At 46.3% G+C, this 17,931-nt stretch carries 17 protein-coding genes; 3 read left to right on the top strand and 14 right to left on the bottom strand.

Annotation, left to right across the window (positions count from 1 at the left end; all coding sequences use genetic code 11):
• Positions 1 to 133 precede the first annotated feature (133 nt).
• Positions 134 to 271, top strand: a complete 138-nt coding sequence (locus ACXAD8_RS19705; protein WP_475231696.1) for a hypothetical protein — start codon at positions 134 to 136, stop codon at positions 269 to 271.
• Positions 272 to 342: 71 nt separating this feature from the next.
• Here the strand turns inward: ACXAD8_RS19705 and ACXAD8_RS19700 are convergent, their stop codons facing one another.
• The 11 genes from ACXAD8_RS19700 to ACXAD8_RS19650 form a co-directional block, all read right to left on the bottom strand.
• Complete coding sequence (locus ACXAD8_RS19700; protein WP_475231695.1) at positions 343 to 738, bottom strand: hypothetical protein; 396 nt, start codon at positions 736 to 738, stop codon at positions 343 to 345.
• Between the two features lie 152 nt (positions 739 to 890).
• Positions 891 to 1,151 carry a hypothetical protein gene (locus ACXAD8_RS19695; RefSeq protein WP_475231693.1) on the bottom strand — a complete coding sequence of 87 codons (261 nt, stop codon included), beginning with the start codon at positions 1,149 to 1,151 and terminating at the stop codon, positions 891 to 893.
• A gap of 683 nt (positions 1,152 to 1,834) precedes the next feature.
• Positions 1,835 to 5,005 carry an efflux RND transporter permease subunit gene (locus tag ACXAD8_RS19690; RefSeq protein WP_475231691.1) on the bottom strand — a complete coding sequence of 1,057 codons (3,171 nt, stop codon included), beginning with the start codon at positions 5,003 to 5,005 and terminating at the stop codon, positions 1,835 to 1,837.
• A gap of 14 nt (positions 5,006 to 5,019) precedes the next feature.
• A complete protein-coding gene (locus tag ACXAD8_RS19685; protein WP_475231689.1) occupies positions 5,020 to 6,732 on the bottom strand; it encodes an efflux RND transporter periplasmic adaptor subunit in 1,713 nt (570 codons plus the stop codon).
• Between the two features lie 2 nt (positions 6,733 to 6,734).
• Positions 6,735 to 8,144: a TolC family protein gene (locus tag ACXAD8_RS19680; RefSeq protein WP_475231688.1), complete on the bottom strand. Its 1,410-nt coding sequence runs from the start codon at positions 8,142 to 8,144 to the stop codon at positions 6,735 to 6,737.
• Between the two features lie 105 nt (positions 8,145 to 8,249).
• On the bottom strand, positions 8,250 to 8,729 hold the full coding sequence (locus ACXAD8_RS19675; protein ID WP_475231686.1) for a hypothetical protein: 480 nt from the start codon (positions 8,727 to 8,729) through the stop codon (positions 8,250 to 8,252).
• A 71-nt stretch (positions 8,730 to 8,800) separates the two neighbouring features.
• Positions 8,801 to 9,325, bottom strand: a complete 525-nt coding sequence (locus ACXAD8_RS19670; protein WP_475231685.1) for a hypothetical protein — start codon at positions 9,323 to 9,325, stop codon at positions 8,801 to 8,803.
• Positions 9,326 to 9,384: 59 nt separating this feature from the next.
• Positions 9,385 to 11,274 (bottom strand): DNA topoisomerase IV subunit B, encoded by a 1,890-nt coding sequence (gene parE / locus ACXAD8_RS19665; protein WP_475231683.1) that lies wholly within the window; start codon positions 11,272 to 11,274, stop codon positions 9,385 to 9,387.
• 108 nt (positions 11,275 to 11,382) lie between these two features.
• Positions 11,383 to 11,958, bottom strand: coding sequence for a YqiA/YcfP family alpha/beta fold hydrolase (locus ACXAD8_RS19660; RefSeq protein ID WP_475231681.1), 576 nt, complete (start codon positions 11,956 to 11,958; stop codon positions 11,383 to 11,385).
• A 43-nt stretch (positions 11,959 to 12,001) separates the two neighbouring features.
• Positions 12,002 to 12,442 (bottom strand): DUF1249 domain-containing protein, encoded by a 441-nt coding sequence (locus tag ACXAD8_RS19655; protein ID WP_475231680.1) that lies wholly within the window; start codon positions 12,440 to 12,442, stop codon positions 12,002 to 12,004.
• A gap of 45 nt (positions 12,443 to 12,487) precedes the next feature.
• A complete protein-coding gene (locus tag ACXAD8_RS19650) occupies positions 12,488 to 13,117 on the bottom strand; it encodes an NUDIX domain-containing protein (RefSeq protein ID WP_475231678.1) in 630 nt (209 codons plus the stop codon).
• Between the two features lie 265 nt (positions 13,118 to 13,382).
• Between ACXAD8_RS19650 and tolC the strand changes: the two genes are divergently transcribed.
• Positions 13,383 to 14,669: an outer membrane channel protein TolC gene (gene tolC, locus ACXAD8_RS19645; protein WP_475231676.1), complete on the top strand. Its 1,287-nt coding sequence runs from the start codon at positions 13,383 to 13,385 to the stop codon at positions 14,667 to 14,669.
• 84 nt (positions 14,670 to 14,753) lie between these two features.
• Here tolC and ACXAD8_RS19640 read toward each other — a convergent pair whose 3' ends face one another.
• The 3 genes from ACXAD8_RS19640 to ACXAD8_RS19630 form a co-directional block, all read right to left on the bottom strand.
• Entirely contained in the window at positions 14,754 to 14,924 is a 171-nt protein-coding gene (locus tag ACXAD8_RS19640; RefSeq protein ID WP_475231674.1) for a hypothetical protein, read from the bottom strand.
• Between the two features lie 195 nt (positions 14,925 to 15,119).
• Positions 15,120 to 15,278 carry a hypothetical protein gene (locus ACXAD8_RS19635; RefSeq protein ID WP_475231672.1) on the bottom strand — a complete coding sequence of 53 codons (159 nt, stop codon included), beginning with the start codon at positions 15,276 to 15,278 and terminating at the stop codon, positions 15,120 to 15,122.
• A gap of 936 nt (positions 15,279 to 16,214) precedes the next feature.
• On the bottom strand, positions 16,215 to 16,841 hold the full coding sequence (locus ACXAD8_RS19630; RefSeq protein WP_475231670.1) for a MarC family protein: 627 nt from the start codon (positions 16,839 to 16,841) through the stop codon (positions 16,215 to 16,217).
• Between the two features lie 156 nt (positions 16,842 to 16,997).
• Between ACXAD8_RS19630 and ACXAD8_RS19625 the strand changes: the two genes are divergently transcribed.
• Positions 16,998 to 17,825, top strand: a complete 828-nt coding sequence (locus ACXAD8_RS19625) for an ion transporter (protein ID WP_475233032.1) — start codon at positions 16,998 to 17,000, stop codon at positions 17,823 to 17,825.
• Positions 17,826 to 17,931: the final 106 nt, after the last annotated feature.

Below are 17,931 nucleotides of genomic sequence, written 5' to 3'. Positions count from 1 at the left end.
CTTACGCGGCTTTGCCGCCTGCACCGAATAAAGCACTGTTGTTAAAATTTACCCCTACCTTAAAACAACCATTGCCAAAACAGCAACCGGAATTTTGCCTGCTTGTGTGAACTGCACTACATGAGTGAAGAGTGTGTGTATTTATGAAATGGGCAGGACTTATACCGACGTAACCTGGAAACAACTGGCTGCTGGCGATGGAAAGCTGGTGCTGATTGTTGCCGCGATACCAGCAAAAAACTTTTTCATAAGACCGGGGGCTAACGGTTAATTTAAAGGGCGATTACTGGCTGGCTATACTACCCGAAGAATGAGGGGGAGCCAGCGAGTAAGCGTCCAAGTTTAAAATTTTTTGTTAGCTGCCAGTTCTTTTAGTTTGTCTAGCAACTCATTTGACGAACCGAATAGTACTTGAGTCTGGCTACAAGCATGTAATTTGGGGACGACATTGAAGTTACCAAATACGACATATGAATACCCCGTTGAGGTGCCTGTAGCGCAAGAACTGCTGCTCACTTCTGAAATTAATACATCGGTATCTCTTTGGCCTTTAAACTCTTTAACTATCGATAAATAATTAGTGACTTCTGTGTCACCTGTAAGCTTTGATGATTGTATTTGACCGACGTAAACAAAATCAGCATTCTCAAAGGATTCATCTATGCTGGGAGTAAAGCATGAGCAAGCAAATGAAAAAGTACTGAATAAGAACGATGTGAAAAAAATCAGTATCTTCAATTCAGCCTCCTGGTAGCTAACGGCCGCAATAAACGGCGAAAATTTATTGGCTATAATGCCCGAGGAACGAGGAGCAGCCAATGGATTTTTGTCCGAATTAATTACTTTTGTTAGGTGCCAGTGAACAAACAATAAGGGTTAAACCCAGTAATTTATTGAAAATCGATATGGCTAGAATTACCACGGTCGTCTTTTCCATGGTTGTAGAAGTGCCTGCCTCTTATACTTTGAACATCGGAATCTCGGTTTAACATCCAGATTCCGATGGCAGCAATTATAGGAATAGCCCATACAATTATCACTTGCGATATTTTTTGGAAAAGAGTCAGGTCATCTCGTTTAGCAACGAAAACAGTAACTGCCAAATTCAGAATGAAGAGTAAAGCAATTAAATACGGCAAGTAATCTGGCATTCAATGCTCCTAAGGCACCTAACAATTTAATATGAGGCAACTTGCCTGTTATTCTTCCAGCAAGTTTCCTCTTTTTTATTTTCAGTCCTTTTTACCAAACCTCCTTGCCCTTTTCTACCCTAATTTTCCATAGCTATTAAGAATGTCGTTGGCAATAAAAAGCGGCAATTTGCCTCTTTTCTTGACTTTAAGGGAAACCCTCAAGCACTGTACATATAAACATCAGGTTAATGCTTACATACTTCTGCTATGTCGCTCAAAGTTCTCATTGAACAATACCTTCATGACTGGCGGTAAGATGAGTCAGTTGACCAGTATATTAGTGTTTTAATTGTGGCACTTAGAAAGTACCTAAAACTCATTTCCAAGCAACTGACGTTTCAGCACGTTAGGGCCGGAAGCAAGTGCTCCAACCTCAGAATGCAAATAGCCCTAATAATTTTCTTTTAGAGATAAAGCAAAACAGTTTCGTCTACTAGTTCGATTACGCCGGTATTTGTTCGAAGCGCTGAACCTAATCTCCCTTTACGCGCAGTCGCGCCCCGACAAAGATTTCAATCAAATGCCAACGGTTGAATTAGACTAAGACACTGAAAAAATCTACCTACCAGCAAACTCAAAATTAGGGCCTGTAGGTAGGTTGAGTACTTCAATATTGCCCCATAAGCCCCTGCACCTGTTAGCTATGTAGCTGCTTCTCCTGACAATGCACCGCCTTTGATGGTCTGATTAAAGCGCTTTATATCTGCCGCTTTCACCAGACTATAAACACAAGGCAATACCAGTAATGTCAGCACCACTGCGCTGGTCATACCGCCCACCATCGGTGCCGCAATACGGCTCATAACTTCTGAGCCAGTTCCACTACCATACATAATGGGCAGCAGTCCGATAATAATCGTCGCCACCGTCATCATAACCGGGCGCACTCTTAACCCTGCTCCCTGCAACAGAGCTTGCCGATAGGCGCTGTCAGAAATAATTCGGTTGTTGAGATTGGCTTGTTCTTTTAACTCCTGAACCGCCTGATTGAGATATACCAGCATGATAACCCCGATTTCCACCGCCACACCGGCCAAGGCAATAAAGCCAACCCCAACGGCCACTGAAAAGTTGAAGCCTTCAAAGTACATCAGCCACAGTCCTCCGATCATCGCCATAGGCAAGGTAGCGATGATTAACACCACCTCACTGACACGTCGGAAATTCAGATACAATAGGATAACAATGATGGCTAATGTCAAAGGCAGTACATAGCTGAGCTTTTCTTTGGCGCGTTCCATATACTCATACTGCCCCGCCCAGTTAATCGAATAGCCCGCAGGTAAATCCAGCTTTTCGCTCAAAGCTACTTTTGCGGCACTAACATAACTGCCCACATCAATATCTTCGATATCTATATAGGTCCAGCCATTAATTCTGGCGTTTTCACTCTTGATCCCCGGAGGGCCATTTTCGATATAAATATCCGCCACATCACCCAACGCTATGCGCTGGCCTGAAGGTGCGATCACCGGCAAGCGCGCCAGCTTTTCCGGTGAATCCCGATAGTCCTGCGGATAGCGCACATTCACTGGGTAGCGCTCCTGCCCTTCCACCGTTTGGGTAACATTAATGCCGCCAATTGCGGTGGCAACCACCTGCTGTACATCCGCGATGTTCAGGCCGAAGCGGCTGGCTTTATCCCGCAAAATATCCACTTTGATATAGCGCCCGCCAGCCACACGCTCTGAGAATACCGAAGCGGTACCTGGCAGTTCGCCCAGGATCCGCTCCAGTTGCTGTCCAATGTCCTGGATAACACTCAGCTCCGGACCGGCCACTTTTATGCCCACCGGCGTTTTAATCCCGGTGGCCAACATATCAATACGGGTTTTAATAGGCATGACCCAGGCATTAGTGAGTCCCGGAAACTTCACCAATGCGTCCAGTTCCGCTTTCAGACTTTCAGTAGTAAGCCCCTCTCGCCATTGGGATTTGGGTTTCAACTGAATAAAGGTTTCGATCATAGTCAGTGGCGCCGGGTCCGTTGCAGTCTCAGCTCTTCCCACTTTGCCAAAGACGTTCTGCACCTCGGGAACCGTGCGAATCAGCTTATCGGTTTGTTGTAACAACTCCCTGGCTTTACCAATGGAAATACCCGGATAAGTGGTGGGCATATACATTAAATCCCCTTCATCCAATGGCGGAATAAATTCACTGCCAATCTTGTCAACCGGATAAAAGCCCACCAATGTCACCATCATTGCCACGATAATCGTCGTTTTTGGGAACTGTAGTACTTTGCTCAATACCGGCATATAACTGGCAATCAGTAGCCGGTTTAGCGGATTTTTCTTCTCAGAAATGACCTTGCCGCGAATAAAGTAACCCATTAACACTGGCACCAGGGTAATAGCCAGTCCGGCAGCAGCCGCCATTGCATAGGTTTTGGTGTAAGCCAGCGGCGCAAACATACGCCCTTCCTGTGCCTCTAAGATAAACACAGGTAAGAATGAAACCGTGATTATCAACAAACTGAAAAACAAGGCAGGCCCCACTTCACTGGCTGACTTAGCTACTATCTGCCAGCGGTTTTCATCGCTTAGCGGCGTTTTCTCCATGTGTTTATGCATGTTTTCGATCATCACTATGGCGCCATCCGTCATGGCGCCGATAGCGATAGCAATCCCGCCCAGGGACATGATGTTGGCGTTGATCCCTTGCATATGCATGATGATGAAGGACACCAAAATGCCCAACGGTAGGGTGATCACCGCAACAATGGAAGAGCGAAGGTGAAACAAAAAGGCCACACACACCAGAGCTACCACTGCCAGCTCTTCGAGTAACTTACCCCAGAGATTGTCAACCGCGCTCTCTATCAGTTGTGACCTGTCATACACCGACACCACTTCTACCCCTTCTGGCAATGAATGCTTAAGCGCATCCAGTCTGGCTTTCACAGCGTTAATGGTTTGCTGCGCATTTTCGCCAAAACGCATAACGATGACACCGCCTACCACTTCGCCTTCACCATTCAGCTCTGCAATACCACGGCGCATTTGCGGCCCCATACTAACCTGAGCCACATCGCCAATAGTCAACGGCGTGCCTTTTGTATTCACACCCAGCGGTATTTGTTCGATATCTTCTACCGACTGAATATAACCAGTGGCGGTGACCATGTATTCAGCTTCAGCCATTTCCAGAACCGAAGCTCCGATCTCCTGATTACCGCGGGTCAACGCTATCTGCACCAGTGACAGTGGCACCCCGTAGGCCCGCAACTTGTCCGGATCCACCTGCACCTGATACTGGCGTACCATGCCGCCGACAGAGGCCACTTCTGATACGCCGTCAACGGTTTGCAGTTCATACTTTAAAAACCAGTCCTGAATGCTGCGCAACTGACTAATATCGTGTTTACCGGTTTTATCGGTTAGCGCATAGATGTATATCCAACCCACCCCGGTGGCGTCCGGCCCCAGTTGTGGTCTTGCCTGCTCAGGAAAATTTGGGGCAACCTGACTTAAGTATTCTAAAACCCGGCTGCGGGCCCAATAGATATCCGTGTCATCATCAAAAATGACGTAGACGTAAGAATCCCCGAAAAAAGAAAAACCTCTGACGGTTTGTGCACCTGGCACCGACAACAAGGCCGTGGTGAGTGGGAAGGTGACTTGATCCTGCACTACCTGAGGTGACTGTCCTGGATAACTGGTTTTGATAATCACCTGAACATCGGATAAATCGGGGATAGCATCAACCGGTGTATTTTTCAGGCTGTATAAGCCAGCAAATACTAAAATAAAGGTACAGAGCAACACAAAAAATCGGTTGCCAACAGACCATCTGATGATTGCTTCAATCATTAACCTTTCCTCAATTAATGACCAGAATGGTCCTGATGTTGTTTGGCGTCAGCTGCAATTGCGGTGATCACCAAATCATCCCTGACTTCAAAGGTAAAGCGAATCGCATCGCCCGCTTGCCAACTATCCAGAGGTAAATTCTGCGCCAGCACAAAGTCCATAGTGGCAGGACCACGGTTCCATTTGGCAATGGCTTCGCGACTGATATTCAGAGTGCGACTTTCTCTGTCTATCGCATTTATCACACCACTTACGGTAGCTTCAGGGTAGTCTTTCTCTACCGGCCCCATAACGTGAATCCCAGTCACGGAATAGCCGCCATCAGCCAGCTTCGTCACTTCAAAGTGCAACCCATAGCCAGCTTTTAATGCCTGCATATCAACAGATTCTGCCACATCAAAGTCCATGGTCATTTCTGGCCATCCCCAGGCCGGTACCGCATCATGAGTGATATTGACGCTGCGCAGTTCAGCTTGCACAGAATTTATCTCGCCTTCCATCCAGACAGCATCGGGTTCTTTGTTGGGACTCATGCGCTGAAAGTCCGAACTTTTACTGGACTCAGAATCAATGAGAAATTGTGCCGATGTAACCACCCTGTCATCGCCATTCAGGCCTTCCAGAATTTCAATAACATCATCGGATATACGGCCGATTTTAACCGCCACAGACTTGTATTGTCCTTCGCCCATCACAAGTACTACGCGGTCCTGATCGCCGGTGCGAATGACGGCTTCACGTGGTACCAATAAAGCATTTTCTTGCGCATCCGCATGAATGGTGACCTTGGCGAACATATTGGGTTTGAGTAACCTTTCGCTATTATCAAATTTCAGACGCACTCTTAAGGTTCGGGTCTTGGCATCAAGTGAAGGATAGACATAATCAACTTTGCCAGGCCAACTGCGCCCGGGTAAATAATCCAGGGTCATGGTCACTGACTGACCTGACTTTATCAGGCCCGCGTCTCGCTCAAACACTTCCGCTTCCACCCAAACCTGCTCCAGTTTGCCAATACTCATCAGTGTGTTCCCCGGCTGGACGTAGAAGCCTTCACGAGTTTTCAGGGCATCTATCACCCCGGACTGAGGAGCATAAAAAAACACGGTTTGTGAAGCGCTACCGGATGCTTTCAGCTCCTGAACAAACTGCTCAGACACCTGAAGTGCCAATAAACGCGCCCTTGCGGCGTTAATCAAATCCCGATTATTGCGTTTTAATGCCAGTAAATACTCTTCCTGAGCATTCACCAGTTGCGGTGAATACAGAGAATACAAAGGCTGCCCCATTTGCACCGGATCCCCCTCGGCTTTGACGTACAGTCGTTCAATCCAGCCATCAATACGAGGATGGATATGCACCAGATTATCCTCATCATACTGAACATAGCCCACAGTCTTAATTTGCTGGTGCAAATCCATGGTTTTCACTTCAGTCGTGCGCACCCCGAAATTATTCACCACATGCGAAGCAATTTTGACTACTCCCGGCCCGGCCTCGTTGCTCTGATCTTCTTCATATACCGGGATGAGATCCATGCCCATTGGCGATTTACCAGGTTTGTCGCGCCGATAATTGGAATCCATAGGAGCTACCCAATAAAGGGGTTGCTTTTGTTGTTCGGCTTGCTCTCCCTCTGAGGTATTTTCTCCGCCAAACATCATCAGCAAACTCCCCAGAACGAGTCCGATTAACAGGGTTACTAGCAATTGAATCTTATGTTTCATGATTATTTTCCGCTCCCCTTAGTGTCATTCAATACAACATCCGACTGAGTCAGAAAATAATTAAGTCGTGCTGTTGATTTGAGCATAGCAATATCAATTTTTAACTTAGCGATGCGCATGTTGAGCTCTGCAATTTTGGCTCTGACCACCTCAGCAAAATCGCCGTCATCGGTGGTGTAGGCATTCAACGCCGCTTCTGCCTGGTCTTTGCTTTGCTGTAATAATTGCGTTTGATACAAGTCAGCGCGCAGTTTGAGCCGGGAAATTTCTTTGACATAGCCCTGCACCTTGCTGAGCATTTGCTTTAACAGCACCCGTTTTTCGGTTTTTACAGCTTCAGACTCAGCAATCGACGCGGCAACCTGTTTATCTTGTTTGTTTTCAGTGAACAGCGGTAAGTCCATACTGACCCCTACAGAAAAGAAATCCGCGCGACTAGTCCCTTGCGGAGTATCATCGCGGTAACTGTAACTGGCATTTAATCCCCAGGCGGGTTTATAGCCCTGATGCGCGATCTGCACCTGCTTTTGTGACGCCTGATAGCTGACATCAATCGCCATTACCGCCGGGTGACGCATTAGGTGTTGCGCCAGTTTTTCTATATCCAGAGCTTGCGTGCTTAATAGTTCCGGAGCTAGTGCCGGAATAGCGGGTAGCGTCTCATCCACACTGTACTCATTCAAAAAAGAGACATGCACAGAGTCGGTTAATGCAGAATAGTCAATCAGCCATTCATTGAGCCCGGCCAGGGCCACATCGCGATACTGCGCCTGTTCATTTAAACGCTCATCCAGCTGCACCAATTCCAGACTGGCTCTGATGACATCCTGCTGCCGGGTTTTTTGCAGTGCTGTGGTATAACTGCTTCTTGCAGCTTCAGCCATTTGCTCAAACAGCACCCGATCCCCCTCAATGAGTTCAATGATTTTGCTGGCCTGATAGGCATCGAGCCATAACAGCGATACCTCAGCAGCCACCTGTGCCGCTCGATTCGCTCTCAACAAGGGATGCTTCTGGGCCTCAATCTGTAACCGGGAACGAGTCAGCGCCAGGGTATCTCCGCGTGGAAACATCTGAGACACGCCCACCTTTAACTGAGTCATGGCTTCCTGATTGAAGCGCCAGGAATCCACTGGCAGATTCATCATGCTGACGGAGACATTCGGGTCTGGCAATTGACCTGCTGCGATACTGCGCTGCTCAATGGCTGTCTGAGTAAGCTGGCTCTGCTTGTGCCAATTATCGTGCTTGTTAGCCAACTCAATAGCCTCAGGCAAGGTCAGGCTCTGTTGCGCCGAGGCATAGCTGCTTAACCCCACACAAAGCACTAAGCTGACAACGAAAACAGGGCGGGAAATCGATAAGCGACGGGCTTTCGATATTCGCCAACGGCTAGTAAATACTTCACTCATTTTTACCTCCAGAACACTGGAACAAAGGGCGCAATAAAGCGCAAAACTTTTAACTTAGTTGGTTTAGCGTGCGCATTATGTAAATTTCAGGCGCACTGATCCTGGTCAGGCAAAAATGGGGGGACGATATAAGGAACTGAGAGAGATATCGAGGTTGTGTTGGTCTAGTGCAAAAAAGTTATTTGTTGGAAAACTGGAAGTACTGAGTACTGCACTGTCAGACAGACAAGAAAAGCTGTGACAACTACTTTCCGGGCATTGGCATTCGCTACCACAGTGGGATTCATCGCTGCTGTCGTGTTCCATCTGGGCGTGTTGCATAGGAGCATGGTCCATATCAGTATGGTGCATGCTCTTATCATTACCGCTGTGATCTATATCACGATGATCCATATCACTATGATCCATGTCGCTGTGATGCATTTTCACATCAGTCTGCATGTAGGAATCATGATTCATATTACCGCTCATCGACATCGCACAAGACATAGTGGCATAGGCCATAGATTGCCCTACCAGTGACAGCACCAGAGCAATAATGGTCAGCAACTTTGCGCTGAATTTGTTTACAAAGCGATGTTTCATAGCCGAACAAATTAACAAAATTTTGGCGGATAGACAATAATGTCCCCCCTTAATCACTCTGGCTTTTACGGTTATTGATTCTGATGAAGAATTTCTAATGGCACCAGCCCGGTATCGCCATGAAAATCTGCAATTAGCCAAATTTGTTCAAAAGGATGGCCTTGGGGAATAGTTATTCTGGCAAGGTTGTCGATGATGTTCTTACGCTCCCATTGCGGGTTAGCGTTGCGTATTACTAACCAAGCCAAAGAACTATCATAATGCTTTTGCGCTTTGTTAGCCAAAATACTATTCAGCGCTTTTACCAGTCTCTGATCCGTATTTTGTTCGGCGTCGAGCAGCGCCAATTCAGCCTGCGTTTTGTCGTCCAGTGAACGCCCCAAAATCAGTTGTGCTTCAGCCTGAGAACCATATAAATGGGCGATTTCAATATCTAACATAAGCTCACCGACCCGACAAGTTACATCGGGTTTTTGCGGAACGTTATGCGCAACAAAACTCACCGGCACCTGATATTGAGCCTGGTAACAACGGGAAAAAAGCTCTGCCGCTTCTCTCTCCAGAATTAACTTTTCGGTCTGACTTTCATTCAACACAAATTCACACTATTTCGTGACAGACGATAAAGTTAATTTAAAGAGTGAAATCGACAAAATTAAACTATCGCCAGGTTACCCTTATCTTCCAGCCAGTCTTTGCGCTCTGAAGAACGCTTCTTAGCCAGCAACATATCCATTAGCTCCAGCATTTGCTCAACGTCATCTACAGTGAGCTGCACCAGGCGACGAGTATTGGGATCCATGGTGGTTTCTCGAAGCTGAATAGGATTCATCTCACCAAGACCTTTGAAGCGTTGAACGTTAACTTTGCCTTTTTTCTTTTCTGCCTGAATGCGATCTAGCACCCCTTCTTTTTCGCCTTCATCCAGGGCGTAAAATACTTCTTTACCCACATCTATACGGTACAGAGGCGGCATAGCCACATAGACATGTCCGGCATTTACCAGGGCGCGGAAGTGTTTCACGAATAAAGCACACAACAATGTGGCAATGTGCAATCCATCGGAGTCGGCATCAGCAAGGATACAGACCTTGTCGTAACGCAATCCGCTTAAATCTTCGCTGTCGGGATCGATACCCAGCGCTACAGAGATATCGTGAATTTCTTGGGAAGCCAGCACCTGCGATGAATCCACCTCCCAACTGTTGAGAATTTTACCGCGCAGTGGCATTACCGCCTGAAACTCTTTATCTCGGGCCTGTTTCGCTGAGCCACCAGCGGAATCCCCTTCCACCAGAAACAGCTCTGAGCGGCTGGTATCCTGGGTGGTACAGTCGGTAAGCTTACCAGGCAGTGCCGGACCAGAGGTGATTTTTTTACGGGCCACTTTTTTGCTTTGGCGCAAGCGTCTCTGGGCATTGGCGATAAAGAATTCCGCCAGAGACTCGGCGATGTCAGTGTGTGAGTTCAACCACAGTGAAAAAGCATCTTTTACCACACCGGAAACAAAGGCCGATGCCTGACGCGATGACAGGCGCTCTTTGGTTTGTCCTGCAAACTGCGGATCCTGCATTTTTGTCGACAGGATATAACTACACTTATCCCAGATATCTTCCGGAGTCAGCTTTACACCGCGCGGCAGAATATTGCGAAACTCGCAAAACTCTCGCATAGCTTCCAGTAAGCCCTGACGTAAACCATTGACGTGCGTACCACCTTGCGCGGTAGGGATCAGGTTAACATAGCTTTCGTTAACCACTTCGCCGCCTTCGGGTAGCCAGATTACGGCCCAGTCTGCTGCTTCATTATTACCGGAAAACTGGCCCACAAAAGGTTCTTCTTCCGGCAGGCAAATATATTCTTTGGCAGACTGCATCAGGTAATCCCGCAGGCCATCGGCATATTGCCACTCGATAGTTTCTTTGGTGATTTTGTTGTCAAAGCGGATCTTCAGACCTGGGCACAACACCGCTTTGGCGCGCAAAATGTGGCACATTTTGCTCACTGAAAATTTCGCGGAATCAAAATAAGAGGCATCGGGCCAAAAGCGCACTCGGGTGCCGGTATTGCGCTTACCGCAGGTGTCAATAATTTCCAGTTCTTCCACCTTGTTGCCATGTTCAAAGGCAATGGCGTAGACATTACCGTCGCGTCGCACATTTACCTCTACCCGGCTAGATAAGGCGTTCACCACAGAAATACCCACACCGTGCAAACCGCCGGAGAACTGGTAATTCTTGTTGGAGAACTTACCGCCGGCATGCAGCTTGGTCATGATCAATTCGACACCTGAAATACCTTCTTCCGGGTGAATATCCACCGGCATCCCACGACCATCGTCAATAACTTCCAGTGATTGGTCTTCGTGCAATATCACCTTGATGCTATCGGCATGGCCAGCCAGTGCCTCATCGACACTGTTATCGATAACTTCTTGTCCCAGATGGTTAGGACGAGTGGTGTCGGTGTACATGCCTGGGCGACGTTGTACTGGTTCCAGTCCGTTGAGGACTTCAATGGCTTCAGCGTTATATTGTTCTGACATGCGAATTGATCTTTCTTATAATTATGTGGCGAATGTTCAGCCGCGAAAATGACTCACTTCTGCGACATCTGACTTGTTTGCAAGTTCTGCTGTTGATACTACCAATCTTTAATCAAACAAAAAACGGAAAATATCAGGTAAAAAGCGCTCGTACCCCTGAAAGGCATGATCACCGCCCTGCTCCACGGTTAACTTTGCTCCCTGATACTTGGCTTCGGCTTCGCGATAGTCCAGAGTCTCATCTTCAGTTTGCAGTAACACCCAGAAATTTTGCGGATTTTTAGGTATGTCCTGATACATATTCAACAACTGCTGCATATGCTTATCAGTCAAGGTGAATTTTTCATTGGTGTAAGGATGCTGATGCTCACCAAGATAATCCGCTAACACTTCGTGAGGCCGGGCTGCAGGATTTATCAATACCGCTTTGCCACCGTAATTATCACTTAAATAAGTACTTAAAAAACCACCTAGTGAACTACCAATAAAACCAATTTGTGCCCCCTGATGAGCCGCAACCAGGTTATCGAGGTACTGTTTTGCTTCTTCGGGATAATAGGGTAACTGCGGGCAAACAAAGGTCACATCTGGATAGTTCGCTTGCCAGAATGTTTTTGTGGCCTGGGCCTTAACTGAGGCGGGAGAACTTAAAAATCCGTGCAAATAGATAAGAACCTGTTTCACTGTGGCTCCTGTGAGAAAATTGACGATAACAACTTAAAAAAGATTAAACGGTGGAGTCGGCCTTTTGTTTTAAACAGAACAGCAGCCACTCGGCCAAAAACAAATTCACCATTTCTTTTTCGTTTTTCTGGTGCATCTTTTTATTGGGATATCGGTAGCTCGGCTGAATAGCGGTGACATTTTGGCTACTCAGAACCTCTGCCATCCGGGCATCGTGATAAATACGCACCTTCATCACTGGTTTCATCCACTTGGGTAATGAATCGCCCAGCTGCCGAATTTCGATTGTGGTGGTGTAGCGGCTGGCTTCCAGAATTGAAAGTCTGTAATGCAAATCTGCCCCTTCACCAAATTCGTAGGTCAGGCTCTCGGTGTCGCAATCCGGCAACAACTTCAAAATACGCGCATAATTACCCTCACATAATGAGTGTAAGCCTTTCAAATTCGGCACATATTTTCGTGATGTCGCTTCTGCGTAATCCATACTAATGACGTAAATACCTGTAATTTTATGAGCGTTAGCCCCTGTTTATACCTTATATTGCGGTATCTTTTCCAATAGTTCTTGCTTATTGAGAAAGAACCATTGTAGCGCAATAATCGTAGCCGAATTATCAAACTCGCCGGCGTTGAGTAACTGTTTTACCTGTGCTTCCGGGATGCGGTGTACCAGTATATCCTCATCTTCATACTCCAGCCCATGAATCCCCTGAGCTGATTCGGCATTAACAATCCCCAAATAAAGATAGAGCCGCTCTGTGGCCCCGCCGGGACTGGGCAGATAATCTGTCAATGGGAGCAAAGTCTCAACTTTCAACCCGGCTTCTTCTTCCGCTTCCCTTACACAGACATCCTCTGGCGTCTCTCCTGCATCAATCATGCCCGCGACAATCTCAAGTAACCAGGGCTTTTTAGATGTAGCCAGTGCCCCAATCCGAAACTGTTCGATCATTACGAATTCCTGTCTGACGGGATCATAAGGCAGCATGGCAACGGCATGGCCCCTGTCCAATACTTCCCGCTGGATCCAGTTGCTCCATCCACCGGCAAATAATTTATGTCGCAATTTACAGTTGAAAACAGTAAAAAAACCTTCAAATTTAGGTTCCTGATGTTCAATTTCGACATCAGCGTCTGAAAATCGGTGCCAGTTAGCCAAAAAAAACTCCATAATTAGTGACTTGCGAGCACAAAGACTAACACGCACCCAGGGTTACAGACGAAAATATTCTGTTACACTTGCTAAAACACTGTTACTGCAAAGCATTTGGGGTTTGGCTGAAGGTTAAGTAAACTACCAGCCAGAAAAATAATAGGGGTTGCTTTGCCTGTTCTGTTGAATTTTGGGTGACAGATAGCTCCGGTAAACGGGAATTGGACTACCTCTGCAGCCAATATTTGCTGCGCAATTAATAGGAACGCACATGAAAAAAACACTCTTGTCCATCATGATGGGACTTGGACTTGCCGGAACGGCCAACGCCGAAGATTTATTGCAAGTCTACCAGCAGGCTTTACAGAACGACCCAATTACGCTGCAATCTCAAGCGAACAAAGATGCTGCTTATTCTGGGATTACTCAAAACCAGGCTCGCCTGTTGCCGCAAATTGACTTGGATCTGACTGCCTCAGCCACTAACGGCGACAGCCACAGAAGAAGCAATGATGCCACCTTAACGGTGAGTCAATCGGTGTGGGACTACGGCAATTGGAAAAATCTGGACAGAGCCGAACTGCAAGCTTCTCAGGCTGATGCCAATTATGGTTTCGCCAAACAGGACTTGATCGTCAGAACGGTTACCGCCTATTTTAATGTTTTGCGGGCGCAGGATGATTTGGCATTTGCCCAAGCAGAAAAACGCGCTATCGAGCGTCAGCTGGAGCAAACAAAACAACGTTTTGAAGTGGGTTTAACAGCCATTACCGATGTGCACGAAGCTCAGGCTCAGTTTGATACGGCAGTAGCCAGTGAAATCAGCGCACAAAACAATGTTGAAATCACCCTGGAAGCATTACGTGAGATCACCGGAAACTACCATGGTGATCTTGATGTACTGAATACCGATACTTTCAGCGCCAGTATGCCAAGCCCTACCGATATAAACTCCTGGGTAAGCCAGGCAGAAGATCGCAACCTGCAATTACTGGCATCTAAATTAGGTGTCGACATTGCCAAAGAAGATATTGAACTGGCAAAAGACGGTTACTACCCTTCAGTTTCATTAACCGGGCAACTGAGTTCAACGGATACGGAATTAAACGGTGTCAGCGCTGACAGCAGAGAAAACACCAGCTTTATCCAGTTAGGGGTTAACGTGCCGCTTTACCAGGGCGGTGGTACCAGCGCAGCTGTGGAAACGGCACGCCATAACTTTGTCGCCACCAGCGAAGACAGAGAACGTGTTTATCGCTCTGTTGTGCGCAGTGTGCGCTCTAACTACTTCGATGTAACCGCAGCCATTTCCCGCATTAAGGCGTTAAATCAGGCAGTAGTTTCTGCTGAAAGCGCTCTAAAGGCGACTGAAGCAGGCTTTGAAGTGGGTACCCGTACTATCGTTGACGTGTTGCAAAGTACTCGTAATCTGTACGATGCCAAGCGTAATCTGGCTGGTGCCCGTTATGGTTACATCACCAGTATCTTAAGTCTAAAACAGGCAGCAGGCACCTTGTCTGAGCAAGACGTTGCAGACATCAACAGCGGACTGAAATAAGCCAGCTTCGCAAACTAAAACGAAAAAAGGATGGCAATGCCATCCTTTTTTGTATTCAAATCAAATTCTTTGTGACAGCGAAATTTAATTCCGCACTTTCAGATAATCCCGCACACATTCTAAATCAATAATGACATCTTCCAGAGAGTGACTAATGTGCGCCACCTGTTCTTCGCCTCTGGGCATTTCTGAAAGGTTCGAAGCAATGGTTCCCAGCTTGTTTTGTAATTCTTCAATCAGCATTTGAGGAGTCATGTTGAGTTTCCTGTCAGTCTTAATTATTTTTGTTTCAGCTTTATTCTACGGTGCAGCACCACAAAAAGATTTGGTAAAAAACTTAATCATTTGTAAGACATCAACCATAGTTCATGATTATAGGGAATGCTTTACATTAAAAGGATAATCATTTGCCAACCCTGTGAAGTGATTCACAGACTTTTGAGCTTAACTTTAAGATTCTGTTTTCTGACTGGCAGATTTAAAATTCTCAACCATCTGTTGAAATGCCAGGTGTAGTGCAGCACCGTCTTTGCTGGTTCGATGTTCACCGTTTAACTCACCAAACAACTGCAATGCCTGTATTTGAAAATATTCCTGATGTGTCATCATGCCGTACCTCTGCATCAAACTCTTAAAAGGTATCGGCATTCTGAAAAAAAACTTGCGGAATATGATTATGAAAAAATGTGAAAGGGTTAACGTTTTCGGTTTAATTGCTTTTTAAATGTATCAAAGTGACTCACTATTTGTTTTAACTGTCGGCTTATCCTTTTGACATCCTTGAGGCCGCCTGGCGACTGCGCCAAAGATTCCAACAACAAGCCCACATCCTCACGCAAAGTTTTAATATTTGAAACCGTACTACTCATCTCGTTTTTATATCACTTCTTAAGACTTCCGAAAGTTTAGATCATTTTTTGTAGTATGCGAGAAATTTTTTTCTAAACTGTTTTTAGAACGTGTTAACCCGCCTTATAAATCAGAGCGAAAGCAAGAATGCTCATTTTATCGCCATAAATGTTCAGAAGCTATATATTTTCATTTTAAGATAAAGCCCACTGATTCGTTTATCGGTTCGACTAAGCCAGTGTTTGTTCGAAGTGCAAAACCCGATTTCCCTTTACGCGCGATAAACTGCGCCATCAGTTAAAACAACGATGAGAGCTATCAGGGATGATAGCTCAATCAATGCCCAGCACAGGGATGTGCTGTCATTGATGGTCGTCGTTGTTCTGATGGCGGGGTTTGTGCTTTTGCGCGTCAGGGGCTGCGGGGGATTCTTAAGGGGGCGCAGCCCGGTCACCTTAAGGCGCTGTCGGCGCCCCGACAATGATTTCAACGAAATCATTGTGGTTACTTTAGGCAATGGCTTCGAAAAAAGTCTACCTACCAGCAAACTCAAAATTGGAGCCTGAAGTAAGGCTGAGTGTTTCAATATCGATAATTTAAGACAAAACCAAACTAATCAGATTTTGACTGCGGTAAGGCCCACCCGAACGCTGCTCAAAAAACATTCACAACTTTAGCCAGCCTTATAAATACCAACTACAGCGCCGCTGCAATCCCTTTGACATAATGTATAACCCCCGCAAAAAAGAACTCCACGGCGATTAACATCATGATCAGCCCCATCAGGCGCATCATCACATTGGCGCCCGACTTACCCAACACTCTTAACACGCTTTCGCCAATTGTAAATACCAGTGCTGTGGCCAGACAGGCTCCAAAAATTCCAATCACCACATTCACCTGCTGCACTGCAGTAGTGGCTTCCTGCATAAACAGGGTCACCATAGTAATGGCACCAGGACCGCAGATCATGGGAATACCCAGCGGAGTTACCGCGATATCCTTGCCGTAGTTATCGTCTGACTCTTCAGGAATCTTTTTCGGTACGGTACGTCCGCGCAACATTTCATAGCCCATCACGAAAAACAAAACCCCGCCCACCACGCGCAATGAACTGACATTAATGCTGAAAAAGTTAAAAATCGCCTGCCCAGCCAGAGCGAAAATGATCATGGCAGAAAACGCTGCGGCTGAAGACAACAGGATTACTTTGCGGCGGGTTTTCATGCTCAGTGACTGCGTCAGACTGATATAAACCGGAATGGCCGCAATGGGATTGATCATGGCGAGTAATGAAGTAAAAACAAAGAGTATGTGTTCCACAAGCAGGGTTCCAAAAGCCAGGTATGATTAATAACGAAGTACACAATTCAGGGACAGTCAACTCAACCTGGACGGTTCCCCATCACAATGAAATTCATTTGACAGTATCCGGCATTTACCTATCCTATGCGCAATTTTTACCTGAATAGCGCTGTTATGCAAATTACCGAAGTTCAAAACATCTTTTTGCGCATCCGTTCAAATAAAATTTTCGAACTGTTTGTGATTGCCGTGATTGTCTTTTCCGCTCTTTTAGTGGGCGCTAAGACATACAAACTGCCGGACCCGTTTAATCAAATTACCCTGTTTTTAGACTGGTTTATCACCGGCTTCTTCCTGACGGAAATCACCATTCGATTCCTGGCAGAAACAAAAAAGCGTAACTTCTTCAAAGACTTCTGGAATGTCTTTGACACCACCATAGTGCTGGTGAGTTTGATCCCCATCGAAAACTCCGAAGCCGCGGTAATAGCCCGCCTTGTGAGAGTATTCCGGGTATTGCGGATGGTGTCCTTTATTCCAGAACTGCGCATTCTGCTGACCTCGTTAATTAAAGCCCTGCCACAGCTGGGTTACGTTATGTTATTGATGTTTATTATCTTTTATATCTACGCGGCAGTGGGTAGCACCTTGTTCTACAATATTAATCCCGACCTGTGGGGCGATATTGCTATCTCATTATTAACCCTGTTCCGAGTCATGACCTTTGAAGACTGGACCGATGTAATGTATGAAACCATGGAGCACTACCCGCTTAGCTGGATCTTTTACATCAGCTTTATTTTCTTCACCGCCTTTGCCTTTTTAAATATGGTTATTGGTATCGTAGTGAATGTAATGGAGCAAGAACACGCTAAGGTCAGGCAGGAAGAACAGGAAGCAAACCACGAACCGACTATCAAAGATCTGGACGAAAAACTCACGGCTTTGCAGGCTCAAATGCAAACTTTGTTGCACAAGCAGGGCTCTTCGGATCCGCGATAGTTTAAAAATAAACCAGAATACATTGGCCCAAAGAGAGCATTTGAATTACAATTGCTCTCTTAACCCTGAAAAACACGCATATTTTTGCGCCTCCCGGCGCGCATTC

It is taken from the genome of Planctobacterium sp. AWH2_060, assembly GCF_056158425.1.
This window is presented reverse-complemented; position numbering and strand designations above follow the sequence as displayed.